The sequence below is a fragment of the Actinoalloteichus hoggarensis genome (assembly GCF_002234535.1).
GTDB classification, from domain to species: Bacteria; Actinomycetota; Actinomycetes; order Mycobacteriales; family Pseudonocardiaceae; genus Actinoalloteichus_A; species Actinoalloteichus_A hoggarensis.
Genome location: NZ_CP022521.1, coordinates 1,694,685 through 1,715,937, shown reverse-complemented (window position 1 = coordinate 1,715,937; position 21,253 = coordinate 1,694,685). Strand labels below are relative to the sequence as shown.

Here is a 21,253-nt window from a genome sequence, read left to right as displayed (position 1 = left end):
GTCTCGCCGGGTGATCATCCTCAGACCGGCGGCTGCTGCTGGCTGGGCAGCCTGCCCTCGTCCATCCGGCGGGCGACGTCCGTCTTGAACCAGACGAGCGCCGCCCACACCAGGGCGAACAGCACGCCGGGGATCAGCAGGAACGGCTCGACGAGTCCGGCGGCCAGCAGCAGGCCCTGCAGGCTCAGTGCCGCCGTCAGTCCCCAGCTCCTGCCCTGGACGCCTGCTGCGAGCAGGAGCAGCACGGCGAGGATGAGGACGAAGACCCAGCCGAGGCTGCCCGCACCGCCACCCAGCCTGCCGACGACCAGCAGCGCGAGGGCGACGACGATCGCCTCCAGCACCAGCGCGCCCGCCAGCACGCCGCGCAGCCCCTTCCACGGGTCCACGGCCGGGGTCGGCATCGTGTCGACCGGCTGTTCGACGTCCTCTGCGGCGGGGTCCTCGGTGCCTTCCCGGCCGACCGAAGGCCGCCCGCCGGCCGGGTCCGCGTCCATCTCGACGGCGGCCTCGGCCTTCCCGGTCTCGCCCTGCCCGTGCCCCGTCGCTGCCGGATCGGGGCCGATCGCGTCTGCGCTCATTCCGGTCTCCTCCCGAAGAAGGCACGGGCTTCGCCTGCGGTCACCACGGAGCCGGTGGCGACCACGCCTCGGCCCGCGGCGGGCTCGTCGGGGTCGTCGGTCTCCGCGGACATCCGCAGGGCCGTCTCCAGGGCCTCGCCCAGTGCCGGGGTCACGGTCACCTTCGCCTCGCCGAACAGGTCCACGGCCAGCTCACCCAGTGCCTCGGCGGTCAGCGCCCTCGGCGACGAGTTCTGCGTGATGACGAAGTGGTCCACCACCGGTTCCAGAGCGGTGAGGATTCCTGCTGCGTCCTTGTCGCCGAGGACGCTCACGACGCCGACCAGCCGGTCGAAGGCGAACTCGGCGGCGATGGCCGCGCGCAGCGCGGCGGCGCCGTGCGGGTTGTGCGCGGCATCGACGAGCACGGTCGGCGCCGACCCGACCGGCTCGATCCGGCCCGGGCTGCGCACCGCGGCGAAGCCCTCCCGGATGACCTCGATGTCGAGCATCCGATCCTGGCCTGCGCCGAAGAAGGCCTCCACCGAGGCGAGGGCGACAGCCGCGTTCCGCGCCTGGTGAGCGCCGTGCAGCGGGAGGAAGACGTCCTCGTAGACCCCGCCGAGGCCCTGCAGGCGCAGCAGCTGACCGCCGACGGCGACCGACCGCTCCAGGACGCCGAACTCGGAGTCCTCCCGCGCCACGGTCGCGCCCACCTCGATGCAGTGTTCCAGCAGCACCCGGGCGACCTCGGGCGCCTGGGCGGCCAGCACCGCCGTCGAGTCGGGCTTGATGATGCCCGCCTTCTCCTTGGCGATGCCCAGGATGTCGCTGCCGAGGTATTCGACGTGGTCCAGCGCGATCGGGGTCACCACGTTGACGCGGCCGTCGACGACGTTGGTGGCGTCCCAGCCGCCGCCGAGACCGACCTCGATCACGGCCGCCTCGACGGGCGCGTCGGCGAAGGCCGCGAACGCCATGCCCGCGAGCACCTCGAACTTCGTCATCCTGATGTCGCCGCGCCCGTCGACCATCGACACGTAGGGCTCGATGTCGCGATAGACCTCGACATAGCGGTCCGGCGTGATCGGCGTGCCGTCCACGGCGATCCGTTCGGTCACCGACTGCAGGTGCGGGCTGGTGAACCGCCCCGTGCGCAGTCCGATCCGCCCGAACAGGGCGTCGATCATCCGCACGGTGGACGACTTGCCGTTGGTGCCCCCGACGTGCACGACGGGATAGGCGTGCTGGGGCGAACCCAGGAGGTCGGTGAGGACGGCGATCCGGTCCAGCGACGGCGCCACCGTCGACTCCTGCCAGCGAGTGTCGAGCTCCTCCTCGACCTCCCGCAACGGCTGGAGGCCGTCCGGCTCCGCGCTGCTCATGCGTCGCCCTCCGCGGTCGTCGGCAGGGCCGCGAGCCGCTCGGTCAACCGGACGCGCTCCTCCACGGCCGCGTCACGCCGGGCGGTGATCTTGGCGACCACCTCGGCGGGCGCCTTGCCGATGAACGCCGGGTTGCCCAGTTTGGCCTCGCAGCCCGTCAGCTCCTTCTCCGCGGCCGCCAGGTCCTTGGCCAGCCGCTTGCGTTCGGCGACCACGTCGACGGCACCGGAGGTGTCCAGCTCGATCCGCACCTCCCCGGTCGGCAGCCCGACCTCGAAGGACACGGTGACCGAGTAGTCCTCGCCCGGCTCGGCGAGCCGGGACAGCGCGCGGATCGCGGGCACGTGATCGGAGAGGTCCGCGCAGCAGGCGCCGCGCACGGCCCCCACCACCGGCTGACTGGGCTTGACGCCCTGATCGGCCCGGAAGCGACGGATCTCGGTGACCAGCCGCTTGAGGGAGTCGACCCGTCGAGCGGCGCGCTCATCGGGCTCGTGTCCCGCGTGCACCGGCCAGTCCGCGACGACCAGCGACTCACCGCCGGTGAGCTCCCGCCACAGGACCTCGGTCACGAACGGCATCACCGGATGCAGCAGCCGCAGCAGGACGTCCAGGACGTGTCCCAACACCGCCCGAGTCGCCTCGGCTCGTTCGCCGCCCTCGGCGATCTGCACCTTCGCCAGCTCGACGTACCAGTCGCAGAACTCGTCCCAGGTGAAGTGGTAGAGCGACTCGGTGGACTTCGCGAACTGGAAGTCCTCCAGCCGGTTGTCCACCTCGCCGACCAGCCGGTCCACCGAGTCCAGGATCCAGCGGTCGACGTCGGTCAGCTGCTCGCGCGGCGGCACCGGTCGGGCCACCGTCGCCCCGTTGAGCAGGGCATAGCGAGTGGCGTTCCACAACTTCGTGCCGAAGTTCCGCGACGCGCCGACCCACTCTTCGCTGACGGGGACGTCGACGCCGGGGTTGGCGCCCCTGGCGAGGGTGAAGCGCAGTGCGTCGGCGCCGAACCGCTCCAGCCAGTCGAGCGGGTCCACCGTGTTGCCCGCGGACTTCGACATCTTCCTGCCGTGCTGATCACGCACCATGCCGTGCAGCACGATGGTGCGGAACGGCGGTGTCCCTTCCATGGCGTAAAGGCCGAGCATCATCATCCGCACGACCCAGAAGAACAGGATGTCGTAGCCGGTGACCAGCACCGACGTCGGATAGAAGCGGTCGAGTTCCGGCGTCTCCTCCGGCCAGCCCATCGTGGAGAAGGGCCACAGACCCGAGGAGAACCAGGTGTCGAGGACGTCCTCGTCCTGGTGCCAGCCGGGTCCGCTCGGCGGCTCCTCGTCCGGGCCGACGCAGACGGTCTCGCCGTCCGGGCCGTACCAGACGGGGATGCGGTGTCCCCACCAGAGCTGTCGGGAGATGCACCAGTCGTGCATGTCGTCGACCCAGTCGAAGTAGCGCTTGGCCATCTCCGGCGGGTGCACGGCCACCTCGCCGGAGCGCACGGCGTCGCCCGCCGCCTTCGCGAGCGGCTCCACCTTCACGAACCACTGGAGCGAGAGCCGGGGCTCGATCGGCTCCTTGGAGCGGGAGCTGTGGCCGACGCTGTGCCGGTAGGGCCGCTGCTCCGCCACGATGCGGCCCGCCTCGCGCAACGCCTCGCGCACGGCCTTGCGGGCCTCGAAGCGGTCCATGCCGTCGAACTCGGTGCCGGTTCCGGTGATCCGGCCCTGCTCGTCCATCACCGAGATCATCGGCAGGTCGTGGCGCCGGCCGATCTCGAAGTCGTTCGGATCGTGGGCGGGGGTGACCTTCACCGCTCCGGTGCCGAACTCGGGGTCGACGTGCGCGTCGGCGATGATCGGGATGCGCCTGCCGGTGAGGGGCAGGGTGATGAGCGTGCCGATCAGATGCCGGTATCGCTCGTCGTCGGGGTGCACGGCCACGGCGGTGTCGCCGAGCATCGTCTCGACCCTGGTCGTGGCGACCACGATGGCGGCGTCGCCGTCGCCGTAGCGCATGGAGACGAGCTCCCCGTCGACCTCCTTGTGCTCGACCTCGACGTCGGAGAGCACCGACCGCAGCTCCGGAGACCAGTTGACGAGGCGTTCGGCGCGGTAGACGAGCCCCTCGTCGTACAGCCGCTTGAAGATCGTCTGGACCGCTCTGCTGAGGCCCTGGTCCATGGTGAACCGCTCGCGGCTCCAGTCGACCCCGTCGCCGAGCCTGCGCATCTGCCCCAGGATGGCGCCGCCGTGGCGCTCCTTCCACTCCCAGACCCGTTCGACGAAGGCCTCGCGGCCCAGCTCACGTCGGCTGGCGCCCTCCGCGAGAAGCTGCTTCTCCACCAGGGCGTGGACGGCGATGCTGGCGTGGTCCATGCCGGGCAGCCAGAGCGCCTCGTGGCCCTGCATCCGGCGTCTGCGGGTCAGGACGTCCATCAGGGTGTGCTCGAAGGCGTGCCCGAGGTGGAGGCTGCCGGTCACGTTGGGCGGCGGGATCACGATCGAGAAGGGCGGCCGCTCGCTGTGGGGGTCCGCCGTGAAGTAACCGCGCTCGACCCACTCCTCATAGAGTCGAGGCTCCGCCTCGGAGGGGTTCCACTTCGCGGGCAGGGTCGTCTCCGGCGGGCGGGCATCGGTCTGTGTCACCCGAAAAAGTCTACGGAGCGCAGTCGAGCCTGCTGAGGCGGTCCTCCGCGTCGGGCCGGGCGCCCGCGGCGCGTGGGCCTCCTCGGTGACGGAGCGACCGTTCCGGCTCCGCCCTTGAAGATCAAGAACGTCCGCCCGGACTGTTATCTTGCGGACATTCGCTTGATCTTCTCTAAGGGGGAACCGTGATCGAGCAGCCGGACAGGGGCACGCAGGGCAGGCCGTCGGGTCGCGGGAGACGAGGCCTGCGGATCGTCGCCGCACTGGCGGTCGCCGCCGGTGCGGTGCTCGGGGGCGTGTTGTTCGGCCCGACGGCCCTGGACGCGATGAACGCCGAGGACCCCGACGACATCCGTGCCGCCACCGCGGCGGAGCGGGACGAGACGGCCGCGTCCTCGGCCCCGTCCGCGCCGCCGACGCCCTCGAGACGACCGGCCCAACGGGTCGACCTGGACAGACCTTATGAGCGCACGGCCGCGGCAGGGTGGGCGGAGGGTGCGGCGGGAATCGTGGAGGCCGAGGCCGTGCCCGTCGGGGATCACGACGCCGAGGAGGTGGCCACGGCGGTGGAGGCGGTCCGGGAGGCGGTGATCGCCGCCCGGCTGGACCCCCGTTCGTTGACGGAGCACGACCCGGAGGGCTATCTCTCGTTGCTGGCCCCCGATCTCCAGGCAGGCCTGCGGGAGGCCTTCGCCGAGGACGACGTCGAGACGGGACTGTGGATCACCCGGATCGGCGAGGACGACGCGCTTCTCCCGGTGCCGCCCAGGGTGGAGGGCGAGATGACGGTGGAGCTCGACGAGGACGGCGAGATCCTGGTGCGCACGAACTACCTGTTCGCCTACGCCTTCGAGCCTCCCGCGGACGTCGAGGACCTTCCCGGCCTCTCCAACACCGACCTGGTGGTCTTCCATCGCATCGAGCAGGACTTCTCCTATGTCACCGGGCAGGAGTGGGCGGACAGCTCCCACGGGCTGTGGGCCGAGGAACTGGTGAGCTTCAGCTACGGGATGGCCTGTGACCTGGCCGACCGCGGCTTCCTGGCTCCTGCCTTCGCGGAGACGGACCAGGAGGTGGACGCGATGCCCGACGAGGCTGAGATCCAGGGCATGTTCGACGCCACTCGGCCGATGCCCACGGAGGGCAACTGCTGACGCGACGCCTCGTCGGCGACGCGGGTGCCGGGCCCGGTCGACCCGTCTCCTTCGGAGGAGCGCGCGGCTGACGGCCCTGGGGTCGTCCGTTCGCCGCCGCACCGCACCGCGCACGGCTGTGGCGAGACGGACGCCGAGACCTCTGGCTCTCCTGTCCTGCTTGTCGCAGGATGTGAGGATGACTCGCGAGGCGCCTCGGCAGGACATCGACGAATCGGAGCTGGCCGTCTCCACGCCGAAGGAGTGGGCGGCGGGCATCCCCGGCGTGCTGGTCTCACTGGGCAGGGGCATGGAGCAGATGGGTGCGGGGCGCACCGTCAAGACGCTGCGGCTGCTCAATCAACGCAAGGGCTTCGACTGTCCGGGCTGCGCCTGGCCGGAGGGCCAGGGCCATCGCAGCGTCGCCGAATTCTGTGAGAACGGAGCGAAGGCCGTCGCGGAGGAGGCGACCCGCAGGCGTGTCGACGAGACGTTCTTCGCCGAGCACTCCGTCGCCGAACTCTCCGAGCGCACCGACTACTGGCTGGGCAGTCAAGGCAGGCTGACACACCCGATGGTGCTGAGGCCGGGTGCGACACACTACGAGCCCATCTCCTGGGCGGAATCGTTCGAGCTGATCGCGGCCGAACTCGGCGAGCTGGACTCGCCGGATCAGGCGGTGTTCTACACCTCCGGCCGCACGAGCAACGAGGCCGCCTTCCTGTACCAGCTGTTCGTGCGGTCCTTCGGCACGAACAACCTGCCGGACTGCTCGAACATGTGTCATGAGTCCTCGGGCTCGGCGCTGAACCAGACGCTGGGCATCGGCAAGGGCACGGTCAGCCTCGACGACGTCCATCACGCGGACCTGCTGCTCGTCGTCGGACAGAACCCCGGCACGAATCACCCTCGGATGCTCTCGGCGTTGGAGAAGGCCAAGGGCAACGGCGCGAAGATCGTCGCGGTGAACCCGCTGCCGGAGGCCGGGCTGCTCCGCTTCAAGAATCCGCAGAAGGTGCGCGGCGTGCTCGGCAGGGGCACCGACCTCACCGACGAGTTCTGCCAGATCCGGCTCGGCGGCGACCTCGCCCTCTTCCAGGCACTCGGCCATCTGCTGCTCGCGGCGGAGGAGGAGGCGCCCGGCACGGTGCTGGACGGCGACTTCATCCGGGAGCACAGCCACGGCTTCGCCGAGTACGCCGCCCACGTGCACGCCCTGGACTGGGCTCAGGTGGAGGAGGCGACGGGGCTGGCCAGGAGCCAGATCGAGACGGTGGCCAGGATGCTCATCGCCTCGAAGCGGACGATCGTCTGCTGGGCGATGGGCATCACCCAGCACCGGCACTCGGTCGCGACGATCCGCGAGATGGTCAACGTGCTGCTGCTGCGGGGCATGATCGGCCGCCCGGGAGCGGGCGTGTGCCCCGTTCGAGGCCATTCCAACGTGCAGGGCGACCGGACCATGGGGATCTGGGAGAAGCCCCCCGAGGCCTTCCTCGACGCGCTGGAGCGCGAGTTCGAGCTGCCGATGCCTCGCGAGCACGGTTTCGACACGGTCGCCGCGCTGCAGGCGATGCGGGGCAGGACGGCCGACGACCGCGGTCTGGTGTTCTTCGCGCTCGGCGGAAACTTCGTCTCCGCGAGCCCGGACACCGAGGTGACCGAGGCCGCGTTGCGCTCGTGTGCGTTGACGGTGCAGGTGTCCACGAAGCTCAACCGCTCACACGTGGTGCACGGACGGACGGCGCTCATCCTGCCGACACTGGGCCGAACGGAACGCGACGTCCAGCACACCGGGGAACAGTTCGTCACCGTCGAGGACTCGATGTCGGCCGTGCACGCCTCTCGGGGCAGGCTGGAACCTGCGAGCGAGACCCTGCACTCCGAGGTGTCGATCGTGGCGAGGCTGGCACGCGCCGTCCTGGGTGCCGAGCATCCGATCCCATGGGAGGACTTCGAGCGGGACTACGACGCGATCCGCGACCGGATCGCCAGGGTCGTCCCCGGCTGCGAGGACTACAACACGAGGGTGCGGGCGCCCGACGGGTTCGTCCTGCCGAATCCGCCCCGCGACTCGCGGTCGTTCCCGACGGCGACGGGGCGGGCGAACTTCACGGCGAACCGGCTGGAGGTGCTGCGGGTGCCGGAGGGCAGACTGCTCCTTCAGACGTTGCGCAGCCACGACCAGTACAACACCACGATCTACGGACTCGACGACCGTTATCGTGGCGTCAAGAACGCCCGGCGAGTGGTCTTCGTCAATCCGGCGGACTGCGAGCGGCTCGGCGTGGTGGACGGTCAGCTGGTCGACGTGATCAGCGAGTGGCCGGTGGGCACGCGGGTGGAGGAGCGTCGCGCGGCGGGATTCCGGATCGTGGCGTATCCGACGGCACGCGGGTGCGCGGCGGCCTACTACCCGGAGGCGAATCCCCTCGTCCCACTGGACTCGGTGGCGGAGGAGTCCAACACCCCGACGTCGAAGTCGATCGTCGTCCGGCTCGAGCCCGCGGGCTGAGCGACGCCGCGGCGCACCCCCGGCCGTCCGCCGGGCGGCAGCCCGTCGCCGCCGGTCGGCCCCGCGACCGACCGACACGGCCGTCGACCGGCTCCCCCGGGAAGTCAGCCGACGAAGAGGCGTGTCACGGTGCGAACGAGCTCGGCGAGCCCGTAGGCGAAGGGCAGCCCCACCCACAGCCAGGCGAAGGTCATCAACCCGACCCGCCGCCGGACGGGGGCCGCCCCGGCCGGTTCCTCGGCGCTCCTCGGTTCCTGGGCGCTCATCGGGCGGCTCCCTTCTCCGAGGCGGGCGCGGCCGGACCGGATACGGCCTCGACGGGCTCGTGGTACCGAGAGTCGACCGGACGGATCAGCTCGTTGGCGACGAAGCCGACCACGAGCAGGCCGATCATGACGAACAGCGACACGGTGTAGAGGTCCGCTCCGGTACGACCCGCCGCCTCCTGTGAGTCGGCGACCGCGTTGACGATCAGCGGCCCCAGCACGCCCGCCGCCGACCAGGCCGTCAGGAGGCGGCCGTGGATCGCCCCGACCTGGTAGGTGCCGAACAGATCCTTGAGGTAGGCCGGGACGGTCGCGAAACCCCCGCCGTAGAAGGACAGGATGCCCATCGCGGCGAGCACGAAGACCGGGGTGGAGAGACTGCCCGCCAGGGCGATCACCAGGTAGAGCAGGGCGCCCGCGCCGAGGTACACGCGGTAGACGTTCTTGCGGCCGATCACGTCGGAGGTCGAGGACCAGATGAAGCGGCCTGCCATGTTGGTGAGGGACAGCAGTGCGACGAAGCCCGCCGCGGCGCCCGCCGCGACCGGTGTCGCGGTGTCGGCGAAGAAGTCGACGATCATCGGAGCCGCCTTCTCAAGGATGCCGATGCCCGCCGTCACGTTGAGACACAACACGATCCAGAGACACCAGAACTGGGGTGTGCGCACCGCGTTACGAGCCGAGACGTTCGCGGTGGTGATCATCCGTCGTGCCGCGGCGGGGGCCCGGGGCGGGCTCGGCGGCCGCCAGTCGGCTGCCGGAACCCGGATCAACAGCACACCCAGGGACATGAAGGCGGCGTAGGCGACGCCGTGGACCGCGAGCGTCGTGGCGATGCCCGCCGAGTCGACGCCGAAGCTGCCGAGCATCCACGACGACCACGGCGCGGCGATCAACGCACCGCCGCCGAAGCCCATGATGGCGATGCCGGTGGCCATGCCCGGTCGGTCGGGGAACCACTTGATGAGCGTGGACACCGGCGAGATGTAGCCGATGCCCAGGCCGATCCCGCCGATGCCTCCGTACCCGAGCACGACGAGCCAGAACTGTCCGGTCACCACGCCCAGCGCGGCGACGAGGAAGCCGGTGGAGAAGCAGACCAGCGAGACGAACATCGCCCATCGGGGGCCGTTGCGCTCGACGAGGGTGCCACCGAAGGCCGCGGAGAGCCCGAGCATGACGATGCCCAGCTGAAACGGCAGCGCGCTCTGAGTGCCCGAGAGGCCCATCGCGGATTCCAGCGGGGGTTTGAACACACTCCATGCGTAGGCCTGTCCGATGGCCAGGTGTACGGATAACGCCGCCGGCGGCACGAGCCAGCGGCTCCAGCCGGGCGACGCGACGATCCTCGAGCGATCGAGCAGACCTGAAGACATCGCCACTCCTAGCACGCGACAGACACCGGAACGGGTGAACGGACGCTACCTCGGGTGAGTCGTCGTGACGAGCATCTCCGCCACTGGATTCATTCGCGGCGGCCGGCGAGACTTCGCGGCGGCATCGGGTCGATGTCCCAAGGCGCTCCTCTACCAGCTACATGGCGATGTCGAGAGCGGGCCGACCCCGACCGACGACACCCGCAGATCAGCGCGAACGACACGCTGCGACCCGTTCCGAGACCACATGATCGACACCGAGCGCGCCGAAGAGGGTCCTTTCGAGGGCCATGCGAATGGGCCGAGACTCGCGCGGCCCGCGCCGCGAGCCGCGCCCGGCCGGAGCCGACGGCGCCGACCCGAGTCCGGCGGCGCGGAGTACCGTCGATCCGGGCCCGGTGACGTGCCCGAGCAGACGACGACCGGAGGCACGCGGATGGGACGAGTGACGGTGCGCAGGAAGGTGCTCCGGGTCACCCCGGCGGGTGCCCGCACCCGACCGGACTCGTTGGCGGCCGAGGAGCCGCTGGAGACGCGGGTGAACGGCCGTCCGATCGCCGTGACGATGCGCACCCCCGGCAACGACGTCGAGCTGGCCCACGGCTTCCTGCTCACCGAGGGCGTCATCGCCGGCCGCCGGGACGTCTCCATCGCACGCTACTGCGACGGCGTGGACGACGAGGGTCGCAACACCTACAACGTCCTGGACATCGCACTCGCCGACGGAGTGGCGCCCCCGGAGACGGGGGTCGAGCGGAACTTCTACACCACTTCCTCCTGCGGCGTCTGCGGCAAGGCCGCGCTCGACGCGGTGCGGCTGAGCACCCGGTTTCCCCCGGCGGCCGACGAAGGACGGATCTCCGTCGAGACCCTGACCCGGCTGCCACTCGCGCTGCGCGAGGCGCAACGGGTCTTCGACGCCACCGGCGGTCTGCACGCCGCCGGACTCTTCACCCGGGACGGCACGCTGCTCGCCGCTCGGGAGGACGTCGGCAGGCACAATGCCGTGGACAAGGTGCTGGGCTGGGCCCTGCTCCAGGATCGCGTGCCGCTCACGGGCTGTGTACTCATGGTGTCGGGTCGAGCATCGTTCGAACTCGTGCAGAAGGCGGCGATGGCGGGATTACCGATACTCGCCGCCGTGTCCGCGCCCTCCTCCCTGGCGGTCGACCTCGCCGAGGAACAGGGCATGACGTTGATCGGCTTCCTGCGAGGCGACTCGATGAACGTCTACACCGGTCAGGAACGGGTGTCGACCGAGGCCGAGACGGCGGAGCACGCCTGACGACCGCGCCCGCCCGCACGAAGCCGCCCGCCACGCCCTCCTCCAGGTGAATTCCCTCTGACGTCACTCGCCCGAGCGGGAGCAGCGGTGGCCGACCCGACACGGCTCGACGACGGTGGGTCTGAACCGCTTTCAGGTCCAGACGTCGAGGAGGCCCTTCCATGGCACCTGATCCCATCGTCGACTCGGCGCGCGATCCGGGAAGACGCCGTTTCCTGACCATGGCCGCAGGCCTGGCGGGTCTGGGGGCGGTCGCGGCGGCCGCCGGCACCGCGTTGACGCAGGGCACCGCGCACCATGCCACCGGCCTCACCGGCGGCATGTCACTCGGTGAGCTGCTCAGCGGGGGCACGTCTCGCGCGGTGATCCGACGGGAACAGGTGTGGTCGGAGGCACGTGGCCGGAACGTCGGCCTGGTCACCCTCGTCCCCGCCGGCTCCTACGGCCGCAGGCTCCCGGTCTGCCTGATGCTGCACGGCAGGACGGGCAATTCCGAGGAGGTCACCGCCGCACCGATGCCCGACACCCTGGACACCCTCGTCTCGGAGGGTGCCACCCCGTTCGCCGTGCTGGCCGTGGACGGCGGCGACGACTACTGGCACGAGCACACCAAGGGTGACGACTCGATGGGAATGCTGCTGCGCGAGGTCCCCGTCTGGGCGGCGGCACGCGGACTGGGCATGCCCGAAGCCGCGGTGGGCACCTCGATGGGCGGCTTCGGAGCACTGCTGTACGCACGTCGTCGCCGTGAACAGGGCAGGCCGCTGCGTGCGGTCGGCGCCATCGCGCCTGCGTTGATCCTCACCTGGGAGGAGATGAGCAAGCGCAACGCCTTCCATGACGAGGCCGACTGGGCGAGCATGGACCCGCTGCGCAACATCCCCGCCCTCGGCGACGTCCCGGTGGGCATCTGGTGCGGCACCGAGGACGCCTTCATCGAGGGCGCCCGCCAGTTCATCGAGCAGGCTCGGCCGGAGGTCGCGGAGCTGTCCCCCGGCGGCCACACCCGCGCCTTCTTCGACGCCTCCGTCCCGCCCGCACTCGCCTTCGTCGCGAGCCGCCTCCGCTGAGAGGGGTCCCTGCGCCCGGCTGCCGCACCGCCGGGTGCTCGCCCCGCGCCGGGAATCCCGCCTCGGTGGTCGGGCCGAGGCGCGGAAGACGTCCCCACCCGTCCGCCGGATCTCGTCGCCATCCTCGTCGCGAGACGTTCAGCGCGGTGTGCTCCGGCGGGCGGTGTTCAGATCCGCCGCCGCCGGATCGATCAGCCAGTCCAGCACCTGCGGCCACGGCCCGAAACCGGCCTCGGGGTCCAGATGCCTGCCCTCCGGCACCACGTCGACCTCCACCCCCAACGCGCGTCCCAGGCTGGTCGTCTCGGCGACGCCGCCCCACGGGTCGTCGACCCCGGCGACCAGGCGTGTGACCCCGGCGGCGCGTCGCAGGCTCCACCCGTCCAGGGGCGGGTACGGCATCCCGCTCAGGTCGGGGTGCCGCCAGCGGCGACCCGGCGGCGCGACCAACAGCACCCGGTCCACACGTCTGTCCCGCCCGCCCAGCACGGCGGCGTGATGCATCCAGGTGAGCGCCCCGCAACAGTGCGCGAGCACCACCAGCTCCGCGGCACGCGGAACGCGGGCCACCCGCGCCTGCACCACCGGCAGCCACCGGGACAGCGTCGGCGTGTCCGCCTCGGGCAGACGCGGAAAGTCGACCTCCCAACCACGCTCGTAGGCGCGGGGAGCCAGCCACAGCTGCCAGTGGTCCGGCGGAGGAGTACGCCAGCCGTGCAGCAGAAGCACCAGTCGGTTCGCCATCTCCGCCTCCGTCTCAACCGCTCATCCGGCCCGCCGTCACGGCGGACTCTCGCGCGTCGGCCTCCGAGAGCACGTCGCCCGCCGGGTCCGCCCGAGCCCGGCCCGGTCGACACACCTCGTCGCCGACGGTCCGATCGAACTCTTCCCGGTCCCAGAGGCCACCGCTCGTCGCCGTGATCGAACAGCCGGCGCGGTCCCGCGCCGACACCGGGTCGGGCGCCGCGCGACGGCGGCGGGCTCGAGGCGTCGACGGCGGCGGGCGACACGACCGTCCGCGCCGCAGCGCCACGCGGTCGAGCCACGCGGCCGCCACCGGACCGGCGGCACCGTCACAGCCCATCCCGGCCGGCCTCCTCGCACGGACCTCGGACGAGCCGGCCCGCACCTCGGCCCGTTCAGCCCAGCCTGCGCGCGAAGAAGGCCAGCACCGCGTCCCAGGACTCCTGCTGAGCAAGCGCGATCCCTCTGGCCGAACCGCCCGCCATCAGGGTCTCGCTCCATGCCGCGGTGGTCGGCACCAACGGCGGGCGAAGGAAGTGTCCCGCGTCGGCGAACGTCCGAGTCTCGTCCTCGTGGCCGACACTGTGCGTGCCGCGTCGCTCCACCATCGTCCGCGCCATCTCGCCGGCGGGCCAGAGCTGATCGTCGGCGCCACAGAGCAGGAGCAGCGGAGCGTCGACGCGCTCCACCGGGATCGCCGCCCGCTCCACCTCGGCGAGGCTGCGCAGCCCGGCGGCATAGGACGAGCGCAGATGCAACGCCGTCGGACGCGGATGGCGGGTGACGCGATGCCGGATCGCCTGGCCGAGCATCTCGGGGAGCAGCCGCCCCGCCCGCACCCGCACCCAGGGAAGCGGGCGGCCCGTCCGCCGCGGCAGCCTGCCAGACGACAGAACTGGGCGACACCAGCGCCACGGCGCGAACCGGATGCGGGTCGAGGTATGCCAGCGCGGCCAGGGCTCCCACACAGCCGACCGAGGAGGCGAACACGCCGATACGATCGGCGGCCACCCTCGGATGCGCGGCCAGCCTGGCGAGCGCGTCGGCGATCGTCTCGATCGGCACCTCGGTGAACCCCGGCTGCGCCCGATCGTCACCGAGGTAGTCCACGACCGCCGTCACGTAGCCGTGTGAGGCCAGCAGCGCCGCTCTCGGCAGCACGGCGGCGCCGCCGGTGAAACCCGGCACCACGAGGATGCCTGCACCCCGCTCGGCCCCCACCGGGGTGAAGACGGTGATCGTGTTGCCCGGCACGTCGTGATCCTGGCGTTCCACTCCCTCGGCGGCCCAGCGCCGCACCACCGTCGCCACCGCCGTCTCACCCACCGCCTGCGCGGTGATCTGACAGGTGAGCGAGTCCGGGGCCGCGCTGAAGTCGACGGGCGCCCGGCCAGGCGCGGCGAAGCGCATCGACCACCACGGCCCGGCAGGATCGGCGCCCTCATACGTGCCGACCAGCGGCTCGTGCGTGGCGAGGTCGACAAGCCCGGAAGCGTCGGCGCCATAGGTGTTCAGCGAGGTCCAGGCGTGGCCCGCCGCGTCGGTCATCCGCAGCTCCAGCTTGACCCCGACATGCGAAGAGGCCCGTACTCGGACCACCGGCGGCCGGTCCGCCATGCCGTCGAGCGGATCGATCTCCAGCTCCATCGACCTCCACCGACCTCCTCGCGCCGTCGGCTCGAGACCCGGAGCGCCCGGCGGGGCGACGGGCGACGCCTCGGCGAGACGACGCCGACGCCGACGCGCCGATCTGGGCACGGCGCCAGGAGACTCGTCGACCGCTCACGCCGGATGAACCGCCCTGCTCCGATCCATTCGGGCGGTGCTCCGCAGGCGCGGCTCCGCAGGCGCGCCCGTGCTGCCGCACGCGACATCCGACGGCACGACGTCGCGTCGTCGGGAAGCCTGCCATGATTCGACCGGGTCGGCATGTCGCATGCTTCGAGATCAACGGCCGGGCGACCACCCCGACCTGGCCGGGAAGCGACCACCCCGGCCGAGCCGGGCAGACACGAGCCGCAGCCGACGGGCGGCGGACGATCGGCCGACTCGGCCGTCGCAGGCGGAGTTCGGGCGTCGGGCGACGACCTGCGGGTCAGGCCGACTTCTCGCGGCGTTCCCGCCGGGAGGCCTGACGGGCGACGATGGTCGGGTTCACGTTCTCCCGCACCGTCTGCTCGGTGATGACGACCTTGGCGACGTCGCTGCGGCTGGGGATGTCGTACATCACCGACTGCAGCACCTCCTCCATGATCGCCCGTAGACCACGCGCGCCGGTGCCTCGGAGGATCGCCTGGTCCGCGATCGCCTCCATCGCCTTCTTGGTGAACTCCAATTCGACACCGTCGATGTCGAACAACTTCTGGTACTGCTTGACCAGCGCGTTGCGCGGCTCGGTGAGAATCTGGACCAACGAGTCCTTGTCCAGGTTCGTGACACCCGCGACCACCGGCAGCCTGCCGATGAACTCGGGGATCAGACCGAACTTGATCAGGTCCTCCGGCATGACGTCGGTGAACAGATCCATCGCGTCGATCTCGGCCTTCGATCGGATCTCCGCACCGAAACCGAGGCCGCGTTTGCCGACCCGATCCTGGATGATCTTCTCCAGGCCCGCGAAGGCCCCCGCCACGATGAACAGCACGTTCGTCGTGTCGATCTGGATGAACTCCTGATGGGGATGCTTGCGGCCGCCCTGCGGCGGAACACTCGCCGTGGTGCCCTCCAGGATCTTCAACAGAGCCTGTTGCACGCCTTCGCCGGAGACGTCCCGGGTGATCGACGGGTTCTCGCTCTTGCGGGCGATCTTGTCGACCTCGTCGATGTAGATGATGCCGGTCTCGGCGCGCTTGACGTCGTAGTCGGCCGCCTGGATCAGCTTCAACAGGATGTTCTCGACGTCCTCGCCGACGTACCCCGCCTCGGTCAACGCCGTGGCGTCCGCGATGGCGAAGGGCACGTTGAGCAGCTTGGCGAGGGTCTGCGCGAGATAGGTCTTCCCGCAGCCGGTGGGCCCGAGCATCAGGATGTTGGACTTGGCGAGTTCGACGTTCTCCTCGCGGCTGTCCTTGGCTCGATCGCCCGCCTGGATGCGCTTGTAGTGGTTGTAGACGGCCACCGCGAGCGAGCGCTTGGCGCCGGACTGGCCGATCACGTACTGATCGAGGAAGTCGTGGATCTCGGCGGGCTTGGGCAGCTCGTCGAGCTTGACGTCGCCCGCCTCGGCGAGCTCCTCCTCGATGATCTCGTTGCAGAGGTCGATGCACTCATCGCAGATGTACACACCGGGGCCCGCGATGAGCTTCTTCACCTGCTTCTGACTCTTCCCGCAGAACGAGCACTTGAGCAGGTCGCCGCCGTCACCGATACGTGCCATGACCGCTGACCTCTGTCCCCTCTGGCTCACCCGGACTCGGTGTGCCTGGCCGTGTACGTCATCGACGGTACCTTGCCTGCCCCCCGGTCTTCGGGTGCGCAAGCGTCTCCCGTCGCCGCCGAGTGTGTCGGGACGTCCGACACACTCGGCGTGTCGGGTCAGTTCTGCGAGAGCTTCCGGTACGGAATCACCTCGTCGACAAGACCATATTCCAACGCCTCCTGGGCCGTCAGGATCTTGTCGCGCTCGACGTCCTCGCGTACCTGCTCCGCCGAGCGGTTCGTGTGCCTGGCGAGCGTGGCCTCCATCTGAGTCCGCACCCGCTGGATCTCGTTCGCCTGGATCTCCAGGTCCGACACCTGACCATAGACGCCCTCGATCGCGGGCTGGTGGATCAGCACCCGCGCGTTGGGCAGGATCAGCCGCTTGCCCGCGGTGCCCGCCGCCAGGATCACGGCGGCGGCGGAGGCCGCCTGACCGAGGCAGGCCGTCTTGATGTCGGGGCGGACGAACTGCATCGTGTCATAGATCGCCATCAGCGACGTGAAGGAGCCGCCGGGCGAGTTGATGTACATCGTGATCTCGCGGTCCGGATCGTCCGACTCCAGGCACAGCAGCTGCGCCATGACGTCGTTCGCCGAGACGTCGTCGACCTGCGAGCCGACGAAGATGATCCGCTCCTCGAACAGCTTGCTGTAGGGGTTGGACTCCTTGACCCCGTAGCTGGTGCGCTCGATGAAGGACGGCAGTACGTAACGAGACTGTGGACGGTGAAGCTCGTTCATCGTGGAGACTCCTAGAGGTCGGCCTGAATCAACGCGGCGGCCGGGATCAGCGCCGACTCGTGCCCTTGGTGTTGGGCAGCTGGTTGGTACGGCTGACCACATGATCGACGAAGCCGTACTCCTTGGCCTCCTCGGCCGTGAACCAGCGGTCGCGGTCGGAGTCGGCGGTGATCCGCTCGACCGTCTGGCCGGTGTGCTCGGCGATGAGCTCGGCCATCTCCTTCTTGTCCTTGATCCACACCTCGGCCTGGATGGCGATGTCGGAGGCGGTGCCGCCGATGCCGGACGACGGCTGGTGCATCATCACCCTGGCGTGCGGAAGGGCGTATCGCTTACCGGGGGCGCCCGCCGACAGGAGGAACTGCCCCATCGACGCGGCGAAGCCCATCGCCACGGTCGACACGTCGGGCTCGATGAGCTGCATGGTGTCGAAGATGGCCATACCCGCGAAGACCGAGCCGCCCGGCGAGTTGATGTACAACCTGATGTCGGCCTCGGGGTCCTCGGCCTCCAGCAGAAGGAGCTGGGCACAGATCTGGTTCGCGATGTTCTCCTCGACCTGAGAGCCCAGGACGATGATCCGTTCACGGAGCAGGCGCTCGTAGACCGAGTCGTTCAAGTTGAGACCGCTGTTGCTCGAACGCATCTCAGGGGTGGGGATGGGTGGGTGCTGCGTCACGTCTGCCTGCCTTCTCCAACCAGTGATGGGCGGTTCTCGTCCACATCGGCAGCGCTACCGATGTTCCGCCGTCGGTCATCCGGATTACTCAATCGACAGTAACGAACACGGGCGGCGCTGCCTTCCCAGCACCGCCCGTGTTCGCCCAGAGCGTTCTACTTCTCCGCAGCGGCACCCGCCGCGTCGGACGTGCCGGAGGTCTCCGACCCGTCGTTCTCCACCACCGCGTCGCCCTCGATGACCGCACCGGGCCGGGCCTCGGGCTCCTCGGCGGTGCCGAACAGCTCGTCGAGGTCCAGCGTGTTGCCGGAGGCGTCGGTGACGGTGGCCTGCCGGACCACGCCCGCCAGGGCCTTGCCACGCCGCACGTCGGCGTAGATGGCGCCGAGCTGGTTGGACTGCTGGGCCCGCTGCACGTACTCGTCAGGGCTGATGCCGAAGCGCTGCGCCTGGTAGACGATGCGCTGCGTCAGCTCGTTGTCCGAGACCGCGACCTGCTCGGCGTCGGCGATCGTGTCGAGCACGAGCTGCGTGCGCACCGCCTTCTCCGCCTCGGCCCTGGTCTCGGCGTCGAAGCCCTCCACGGTCTTGTCCTGCTGCGCCAGCCACTCGGCGAACCGGGCCTCGTCGTGGTCGAACGGGTGGATCGCGTCGTGCTTGCGCACCTCGATCTCCGCCTCGACGACCTTCTCGGGCAGCGGAACCTCGGTGGTCTCCAGCAGCACCTCCAAGACCTTGTCCCGTGCCTCCATGCCCTGCTGCATCCGCTTGACCCGGCCGATGCGCTCGCGCAGGTCGCCCTTCAGCTCGTCCAGGGTGTCGAACTCGCTCGCCATCTGGGCGAACTCGTCGTCGGCCTCCGGCAGCTCGCGCACCTTCACCGAGGTGGGCGTGACCTTGACCTCGGCCTCCCGGCCCGCGTACTCGCCCGCGACGAGGGTGGTGGTGAAGGTCTTGGTCTCGTCCTTCGCCGCGCCGATCAGGGCGTCGTCGATGCCCTCCACCAGCTGGCCGGAGCCGATCTCGTAGGAGAGGCCCTCGGTGCGGGCGTCCTCGACCTCGACGCCGTCGACGGTGGCCGACAGGTCGACGACCACGAAGTCGCCCGCCTCGACGGGCCGGTCGACGCCGGTGAGGGTGCCGAAGCGCGCACGCAGCTCGTCGAGCTGGGTGTCGACGTCGGAGTCCTCCACGGCCACGTCGTCGACGGAGACCGCCAGCTCACCGAAGGCGGGGATGGTGATCTCCGGGCGGACGTCGACCTCGGCGCTGAAGGCGAGCAGGTCGCCGTCGTCGATCTTGGTGACCTCGATCTCGGGCCTGCCGAGGGTGCGCACCTCGCCGCTGTTGACGGCCTCCATGTACTTGGCGGGAATGGCCTCGTTGACGACCTCGTCGAGCACGACGCCTCGGCCGAGCCTGCTCTCCAGCACTCGGGAGGGGGCCTTGCCCGGCCGGAAGCCCGGAATGCGGACCTGCGAGGCGAGCTTGCGGTAGGCACGGTCGAAGTCGGGCTTGAGCTCGTCGAACGGCACCTCGACGTCGATCCGTACCCGCGTCGGGCTGAGCTGCTCGACGGTGCTCTTCACGTGATCTCCTTGGGACGTTGCGATCTTGGCGGGCCTGAGGGCGCCCACCACCGGCCTCCTGGGGACAGGAACCTCGGGAGCGCGCCCTGGCCTGCACATCGTGCTGGTCAACGCCGGGAAGCCAGCCGTGGGCGTGGAACGCCCCGGCGAACACGGGGTCGGGCTGGCTCACAGGGCGCCGCCTGTCGGCGCGATTCTAGGCGAAGTCGCCGGGGGCCCGACCGATGGGGATGCCCGCGCGGCCCGACGCGCCCTCGACGGGCGTGGGCTCACTCGATCGACGTCCGCCGAGACGGCGGACGTATTCCGCGTCGCCGACGTGGCACATCGGAGACGCACTCGACGGCGCCTGCCGGTTCTCGTCGCGACCGGAACGGCGATGCCCACCGCTGAGAGACCGCGGGGACTCGCCTGCTCGAACGTTGGTCGGGCTGACAGGATTTGAACCTGCGACCCTCCGCTCCCAAAGCGGATGCGCTACCAAGCTGCGCTACAGCCCGTCGCGGAGATCCTAGCGCAGTCGGGGAGCCGGCAGAGACCGCCTGATCGCGCAGGCGGGCGGCCGGCCCGGGTGATCGAGAGCCGACCCCGCCGCGGAAGGCCCCGGGCGGCACGCTAGACTTCGATCGCGACGCCATACCGGCGCACTCGCGGGCGTAGCTCAATGGTAGAGCCCCAGTCTTCCAAACTGGCTACGCGGGTTCGATTCCCGTCGCCCGCTCCAGTGGCACGGCACCCCGACGGCCGCCCTGTTCGATCCGAGCAGGGCGGCCGTCGTGCGTCGGCGTGTCGAGCCGGGTCGAGCTATCGAGAAGCGGCGAGGGTCTGCCGGGTGAGAGCCTCGACACGGGTCAGCGGCGCCGTCCAGGCAGCGGCCCAGGTCGCGGGGCCCACGACGCCGTCGACGCCCAGCCCCTTCTCCCGTTGGAAGGCGAGGCAGACCTCCTTCGAGCCGGGCCCGTACGCGCCGTCCACGGCGATCGACCACCCTCGGCTGAGCATCTGCTGCTGCCAGGTCCGCACACTGCTGTGCGTCGTGACGGGCGGATAACGGAAGTAGACGCCGGGCCAGGCGGGCGCGGGAGACGGGCCGCCCCCGCCGCCGGGGTTGAGGGAGCCGTCCTGGACGAGCGCGTAGAGCCTGCTGCCCGGACACGACGTGGCGAGGTGGTCACGGTGCCCGTTGATGCCGTTCGCGGCACTGCCGACGCCGCGAAGATCGGCGATGGCCGACTTGATGCCCGCGACCAGGCCTTCCGGAACGGTGTCCGCGTCGCCGATGAGAGCGCACACCCCGTACCAGTTCTGATTTCCCGGATTCGTTCCGTTGGCGGCCGTCCGAACGTTCGGCCCGCGACCGTGGAAGACGTAGTCGTGGATACAGACGAGATACGTGTAGGCGATGTCCGCCCAACCGTTCCCGTCCATGTGTCCGTTCTGAATTCCTCGGACCTGTGCCGCGCACTGCGAATGATCGGGACGCGCCACGTTGCCGCTGCCGACGTAATGCACGGTGACGCCGCCGTTCTGCGGCGTGATGTTGTTCGAGACGTTCCTGGGCGCCCTGGCTCCCCAGCTCGCTCGACTCACGAAGGTCGTCATCGGTGGCCTCCCTGCTGACAGGCGACCCCGGCGTCCAAGGGCTCACCGGTGAACTCGTCCACGGTGCCACGTGCGAGATCCACACCGCCCGGTCCGGCGGGGAGGATGTGATCGACGGGGGCCGCCGTCGCGGCGGGCGCGATCATCGTCATCGCGACACCTGCGGCTACGGCGCCGCCTGCTAAACCCAGGAAGCCACGTCTTGATCGATCTGGTTCGGACATTCGACATCCTCCGAGG

At 70.2% G+C, this 21,253-nt stretch carries 17 protein-coding genes, 2 tRNA genes and 1 pseudogene; 5 read left to right on the top strand and 15 right to left on the bottom strand.

The window, feature by feature from the left end; all coding sequences use genetic code 11:
- Window positions 1–20: 20 nt before the first annotated feature.
- From AHOG_RS07670 to AHOG_RS07660, 3 genes are read right to left on the bottom strand one after another with little or no spacing between them, the layout of a single operon-like run.
- Window positions 21–581, bottom strand: a complete 561-nt coding sequence (locus AHOG_RS07670) for a DUF4233 domain-containing protein (protein ID WP_245856614.1) — start codon at window positions 579–581, stop codon at window positions 21–23.
- Window positions 578–1,945 carry a bifunctional tetrahydrofolate synthase/dihydrofolate synthase gene (gene folC / locus AHOG_RS07665; protein ID WP_093940721.1) on the bottom strand — a complete coding sequence of 456 codons (1,368 nt, stop codon included), beginning with the start codon at window positions 1,943–1,945 and terminating at the stop codon, window positions 578–580. Before folC ends, AHOG_RS07670 begins: the two co-directional genes overlap by 4 nt.
- On the bottom strand, window positions 1,942–4,593 hold the full coding sequence (locus tag AHOG_RS07660; protein WP_093940720.1) for a valine--tRNA ligase: 2,652 nt from the start codon (window positions 4,591–4,593) through the stop codon (window positions 1,942–1,944). Before AHOG_RS07660 ends, folC begins: the two co-directional genes overlap by 4 nt.
- A gap of 185 nt (window positions 4,594–4,778) precedes the next feature.
- Here AHOG_RS07660 and AHOG_RS07655 point away from each other — a divergent pair, with 185 nt between their 5' ends.
- Both AHOG_RS07655 and AHOG_RS07650 read left to right on the top strand, forming a co-directional pair.
- On the top strand, window positions 4,779–5,747 hold the full coding sequence (locus AHOG_RS07655; RefSeq protein WP_093940719.1) for a hypothetical protein: 969 nt from the start codon (window positions 4,779–4,781) through the stop codon (window positions 5,745–5,747).
- Window positions 5,748–5,925: 178 nt separating this feature from the next.
- Window positions 5,926–8,241 carry an FdhF/YdeP family oxidoreductase gene (locus AHOG_RS07650; protein WP_093940718.1) on the top strand — a complete coding sequence of 772 codons (2,316 nt, stop codon included), beginning with the start codon at window positions 5,926–5,928 and terminating at the stop codon, window positions 8,239–8,241.
- 104 nt (window positions 8,242–8,345) lie between these two features.
- Here AHOG_RS07650 and AHOG_RS28400 read toward each other — a convergent pair whose 3' ends face one another.
- Window positions 8,346–8,507, bottom strand: a complete 162-nt coding sequence (locus AHOG_RS28400) for an MFS transporter small subunit (RefSeq protein WP_157736704.1) — start codon at window positions 8,505–8,507, stop codon at window positions 8,346–8,348.
- Entirely contained in the window at window positions 8,504–9,883 is a 1,380-nt protein-coding gene (locus AHOG_RS07645; RefSeq protein ID WP_093944258.1) for an OFA family MFS transporter, read from the bottom strand. Before AHOG_RS07645 ends, AHOG_RS28400 begins: the two co-directional genes overlap by 4 nt.
- A 436-nt stretch (window positions 9,884–10,319) precedes the next feature.
- Between AHOG_RS07645 and fdhD the strand changes: the two genes are divergently transcribed.
- On the top strand, window positions 10,320–11,168 hold the full coding sequence (gene fdhD / locus AHOG_RS07640; protein WP_093944257.1) for a formate dehydrogenase accessory sulfurtransferase FdhD: 849 nt from the start codon (window positions 10,320–10,322) through the stop codon (window positions 11,166–11,168).
- Window positions 11,169–11,329: 161 nt separating this feature from the next.
- Window positions 11,330–12,238 carry an alpha/beta hydrolase gene (locus tag AHOG_RS07635; protein WP_093940717.1) on the top strand — a complete coding sequence of 303 codons (909 nt, stop codon included), beginning with the start codon at window positions 11,330–11,332 and terminating at the stop codon, window positions 12,236–12,238.
- A gap of 138 nt (window positions 12,239–12,376) precedes the next feature.
- Here AHOG_RS07635 and AHOG_RS07630 read toward each other — a convergent pair whose 3' ends face one another.
- The 8 genes and pseudogenes from AHOG_RS07630 to AHOG_RS07590 form a co-directional block, all read right to left on the bottom strand.
- Complete coding sequence (locus AHOG_RS07630) at window positions 12,377–12,982, bottom strand: RBBP9/YdeN family alpha/beta hydrolase (protein ID WP_093940716.1); 606 nt, start codon at window positions 12,980–12,982, stop codon at window positions 12,377–12,379.
- A gap of 395 nt (window positions 12,983–13,377) precedes the next feature.
- Window positions 13,378–13,827 (bottom strand): acyl-CoA thioester hydrolase/BAAT C-terminal domain-containing protein, encoded by a 450-nt coding sequence (locus AHOG_RS07620; RefSeq protein ID WP_157736703.1) that lies wholly within the window; start codon window positions 13,825–13,827, stop codon window positions 13,378–13,380.
- 430 nt (window positions 13,828–14,257) lie between these two features.
- Window positions 14,258–14,599, bottom strand: a pseudogene (locus AHOG_RS30455) (acyl-CoA thioesterase/BAAT N-terminal domain-containing protein); the annotation flags it as partial.
- A 478-nt stretch (window positions 14,600–15,077) separates the two neighbouring features.
- Window positions 15,078–16,358 carry an ATP-dependent Clp protease ATP-binding subunit ClpX gene (gene clpX / locus AHOG_RS07610; RefSeq protein ID WP_093940713.1) on the bottom strand — a complete coding sequence of 427 codons (1,281 nt, stop codon included), beginning with the start codon at window positions 16,356–16,358 and terminating at the stop codon, window positions 15,078–15,080.
- Between the two features lie 158 nt (window positions 16,359–16,516).
- Window positions 16,517–17,143 (bottom strand): ATP-dependent Clp protease proteolytic subunit, encoded by a 627-nt coding sequence (locus AHOG_RS07605; RefSeq protein ID WP_075739729.1) that lies wholly within the window; start codon window positions 17,141–17,143, stop codon window positions 16,517–16,519.
- Window positions 17,144–17,189: 46 nt separating this feature from the next.
- Window positions 17,190–17,789, bottom strand: a complete 600-nt coding sequence (locus AHOG_RS07600; RefSeq protein WP_093940712.1) for an ATP-dependent Clp protease proteolytic subunit — start codon at window positions 17,787–17,789, stop codon at window positions 17,190–17,192.
- A gap of 188 nt (window positions 17,790–17,977) precedes the next feature.
- On the bottom strand, window positions 17,978–19,411 hold the full coding sequence (tig, locus tag AHOG_RS07595) for a trigger factor (protein WP_093940711.1): 1,434 nt from the start codon (window positions 19,409–19,411) through the stop codon (window positions 17,978–17,980).
- A gap of 423 nt (window positions 19,412–19,834) precedes the next feature.
- A tRNA-Pro gene (locus tag AHOG_RS07590) sits at window positions 19,835–19,911 on the bottom strand.
- 150 nt (window positions 19,912–20,061) lie between these two features.
- Here AHOG_RS07590 and AHOG_RS07585 point away from each other — a divergent pair.
- Window positions 20,062–20,135: transfer RNA gene (locus tag AHOG_RS07585), tRNA-Gly, on the top strand.
- 80 nt (window positions 20,136–20,215) lie between these two features.
- Here AHOG_RS07585 and AHOG_RS07580 read toward each other — a convergent pair.
- Window positions 20,216–21,013, bottom strand: coding sequence for a peptidoglycan recognition protein family protein (locus AHOG_RS07580; protein ID WP_093940710.1), 798 nt, complete (start codon window positions 21,011–21,013; stop codon window positions 20,216–20,218).
- On the bottom strand, window positions 21,010–21,165 hold the full coding sequence (locus tag AHOG_RS28395; protein WP_157736702.1) for a hypothetical protein: 156 nt from the start codon (window positions 21,163–21,165) through the stop codon (window positions 21,010–21,012). The genes AHOG_RS07580 and AHOG_RS28395 overlap by 4 nt, the downstream gene beginning before the upstream one ends.
- Between the last annotated feature and the right edge of the window lie 88 nt (window positions 21,166–21,253).